This window comes from Dietzia sp. DQ11-38-2 (assembly GCF_014145055.1).
GTDB lineage: Bacteria > Actinomycetota > Actinomycetes > Mycobacteriales > Mycobacteriaceae > Dietzia.
Map to the genome: position 1 here is coordinate 1,276 of NZ_JAALDW010000212.1, position 3,524 is coordinate 4,799.

The 3,524-nt window shown below is 68.0% G+C and carries 3 protein-coding genes and 1 pseudogene; 2 read left to right on the plus strand and 2 right to left on the minus strand.

What is annotated here, in order from left to right; genetic code table 11:
* Nucleotides 1-378, minus strand: a pseudogene (locus G6026_RS07740) (AAA family ATPase); the annotation flags it as partial.
* Between the two features lie 138 nt (nt 379-516).
* Between G6026_RS07740 and G6026_RS07745 the strand changes: the two are divergent.
* Nucleotides 517-1,725, plus strand: a complete 1,209-nt coding sequence (locus G6026_RS07745; RefSeq protein WP_182612831.1) for a sterol desaturase family protein — start codon at nt 517-519, stop codon at nt 1,723-1,725.
* Between the two features lie 287 nt (nt 1,726-2,012).
* Here the strand turns inward: G6026_RS07745 and ccsB are convergent, their stop codons facing one another.
* Nucleotides 2,013-3,017 carry a c-type cytochrome biogenesis protein CcsB gene (gene ccsB, locus G6026_RS07750; protein WP_182612832.1) on the minus strand — a complete coding sequence of 335 codons (1,005 nt, stop codon included), beginning with the start codon at nt 3,015-3,017 and terminating at the stop codon, nt 2,013-2,015.
* Nucleotides 3,018-3,300: 283 nt separating this feature from the next.
* On the opposite strand from ccsB, the gene G6026_RS07755 reads away from it, so the two are divergent.
* Entirely contained in the window at nt 3,301-3,441 is a 141-nt protein-coding gene (locus G6026_RS07755) for a hypothetical protein (protein ID WP_156607202.1), read from the plus strand.
* The last annotated feature ends 83 nt before the right edge of the window (nt 3,442-3,524 follow it).

The following is a 3,524-nucleotide window of genomic DNA, read 5'->3' on the forward strand; positions in this document are numbered from 1 at the left end:
TTCGGCGGCCGGCGACCGCCAGTCCACCAGCAGGGAGGTGCCGGTCGGGTCGGTCAACCCAATGCGGCCCACGTAGAGGGGCTCGACGTCCCCGGCGAGGGCGACGTGCCCGATGCACAGGTCCAGTCCGAACCGGCGCAGGGTGGCGAGTTCGGCGACCAGGCGGCGGATGTCCGAGTCGCGGGTGATGGTCTGGGCTCCCGTGCCGGCGGGGTCGCGGCGGCGGCCGGCCAGGCGGGCGGACAGGTCGGTGACCCGCTGCGAGAGGCAGTCCGCGATCGCCGAGAACCGCTGTTCGTCGGCCGCGATCAGCGCCGGATCGACCTTGGCCCGAAGGCGGTCGGGGAGAGAGAAAACGCTGGTGGTGACAGGTGGCATCGCGCAAGTCTGCACCCGCACCGGGGCCTTGCGGCAAGGCCCCCTACCAGCTATAACTTGGAAGAGGGACAGAGAATCCGCAGTGCGAGCGAGGTCCCGATCTCGCACGAAGGTGATCCACGTCATATCCTTAGCGACGTGAAGATCGATCTGACGGTCCTGGCGATCCCCGGTTTCATCGCGGCGATGGCGGCCGAGTACGCGTGGCAGTCCCGCAATCCGGCGGAGGGGGAGCGGGCCGGCGACTACGAGTTCGCCGACACCATGGCCAGCCTCTCGATGGGCGTGGGCAGCCTCGTGGCCCCGTACATCGCGGGCAGGTTGCTCGCCCCGGTCACGCCCCGGACCGGTAAGTACGCCAAGGCGCTGATGGGTCTGTCGCTCGCGGCCGCGGCGGTGGCCACGGCGGGAGACGTGTGGCGGCGCACCCGGACCACGGGGTTGCTCGACGCGGGCGCGGTGCCGTCGAGGGTGGCATCAGGTGTGGGCCGGAGACCGGGCAACGACGACGACGAGGTCCCCACCACCCACGCGTCGCCCGTCGCGGGGTCCGCGCCCGTGCCCGCCGCAGGAAGCGCGCAGGTGCCCACGGATCAGGCTCTTCAGGTGCCGCCCGCGCTACGACGCATCACCGGCGGGTCGGCGGTCACGGCACTGGCCTCGGCGGTCGTCACGGTCTCGACGTTGTGGAGCGCGGAGACGGCCGCCAGGAAGCTCTTCCGGTTCTCTCCGCTCGACCTCGGCTCGGGGCCGCTCGCCTACGCGGTGGCGATCCTGGGGTGGGACTTCATCTACTACTGGAACCACCGCTTCGACCACGAGAGCCGCTGGCTGTGGGCCATGCACGTGGTGCATCACTCCAGCGAGCGCTACAACCTCTCCACGGCCCTGCGCCAGCCGGTGGCCGAGGCGTTGACGATCTATGTGCCGTACGGGCTGCTCTCGCTGCTGGGTGTGCGGCCGACGCTGGTGCAGGACGCGCGCGCGATCAACCTGATCTACCAGTTCTGGATCCACACAGCGGTGATCCGGTCCATCGGGCCGCTGGAGAAGGTGTTCAACTCGCCCTCCCACCACCGCGTGCACCACGGCAGCAACCGCGAGTACCTGGACCGGAACCACGGCAGCATCCTCATCGTGTGGGACCGCCTGTTCGGCACCCACGAACTCGAGGGGGAGGAGGTCGTCTACGGGCTGACCACCAACATCGACACGTTCAACCCGTTGCGGATCGCCACGCACGAATGGATCGCGATCGCCCGCGATGTCTTCCGCTCCGAGACCTGGGCCGACCGGGTCGGGTACCTGGTGCGCGGGCCGGGATGGGCGGGGGCGCGACGGGCGTAGAAGGCGCTGACCTGGGGTGCCCTGCGCGGGCCGTTCAGGGCACCGCGGTACAGGGGGGTGCCGTTGCGGGGCGCATGGGGGAGGGTGGCCGGGCGCGCGGTCAGACGACCTCTATTCCAGGCGCAGGACCTTCGCCTCTGTAATGGAATCCAGCCGCTGCGGGTCGAGGCAGAGACGGCGGGGGTCTGTCTCGATTGCCTTACGCGATCGACCGTCGGGGAAGCCGATTCCCTGCCGCTCGGGCGGATCGCTTTATTACGGGTGACCTCAGAGCCCGACAGTCACGGCTAGTTGAGGCCCGCGTAGGAGTGCAGTCCCGAGATCACGATGTTGATGAAGAAGAGGTTGAAGACGAGCACCAGGAATCCGGCGATGTTGAACCACGCCGCCTTCTTGGGACCCCACCCTGAGGTAGCGCGCGCATGGAGGAACACCGCGTACAGCACCCAGGAGATGAACGTGACGGTCTCCTTGGGGTCCCATCCCCAGAATCGGCCCCACGCGCTCTCGGCCCACACCGCGCCGAGGATGATCCCGACGCTGAAGATCGGAAACGCGATGACCGCGGTGCGGTACGAGAGCCGATCGAGCGTGTCGGCGGGGGGCAGCGGTCGCACCAGGGGCGCTCCCCACCCGTGTTCCCCGTCTTGTGGCTGCCACAGACGCAGGAGGTACAAAACGGATGACACGCCCGAGACCAGGAAGATGCCGGAACCGAGGGACACGATCGACACGTGGATCGGGAACCAGAACGATTGCAGGGCCGGCACCACGGGCGCGGCCTCCGAGTACAGGTGGGTGCCGCCGAAGAACAGCAGCGCCAGTACCGGGACCAGGACGAACGGCCACGCCACCTGTAACGCTGGCTTTCGGAGAAACACCAGTCCGGCCGCTATCGACAGAGCACAGGTGACGGAGATGAACTCGTACATGTTGCCCCAGGGGAAGCGCCCGATTGCCGCGGCCCTCAGCACCAGGGAGGCCACGTGGAAGAGGAAGCCGGCGGCGACGAATATCGCGGCGATTCTCGCCCAGCGCGCACTTCCGGCCGAGGTGCGGTCCTCGTCGCCGGTGTCGGTGATCGAGTGTGATTCGGCGAGGCCGGTCCCGCCGGCGTTCACCAGTTCCTTCTCGGCCGTTCTCGCCACGCGGAATCCCGCGTAGAAGATCATCGAGGCCAGCAATGCCAGCGCGTAGAGGCCGAACCCGGTCCGATAGGCCAGGTCGCTGTAGACGGAGAGGTTCTGGTCGACCGATCCGACTGCTCCCTGGGCCAGGGTGAGAGTAAGCACCGTTGTGGTCCTTTCCGCCGAGTAGTTCCGGCGAATTCACCGTAAGGCCTCGACGCCGCACGTGGGGATTCGCGCGTTCATGGGGTGCTGGACAGTCTGGAAGGCCGGATTCTTCGGTCGTTGGTATTTCCCTATCACCCCGGCAACCGAACCACTTTCTGATGGTGGGCCGTATCACCCCGGACCACCCCGGACCACGTGCGGTCCCGCACGGTAACGGGTGCCCGGTAAGGTCCGATTTCACGAGCAAGGCACCGCACCCGAATTCACAAGGAGTGACGTCGTGTTTCCATTCGGATCGATCGACAACCCGCTGCGCTATCTCTTCGGCCCTGGTCCGGGTGAGGCGTCCTGCCTGGCGCTGACGCCCGAGTGCATGGGGCTCATCCCCTACCTCGCAGCCCGGTTCGGCGCGGGGTCCTGACCCTCTGGGTTCTCCAGGAGCCGGCGCTGCGCCCGGCGCCCCAGGGCCGCCATGAGGGGTAGGCCCGCCACTGCCAGCCGCGG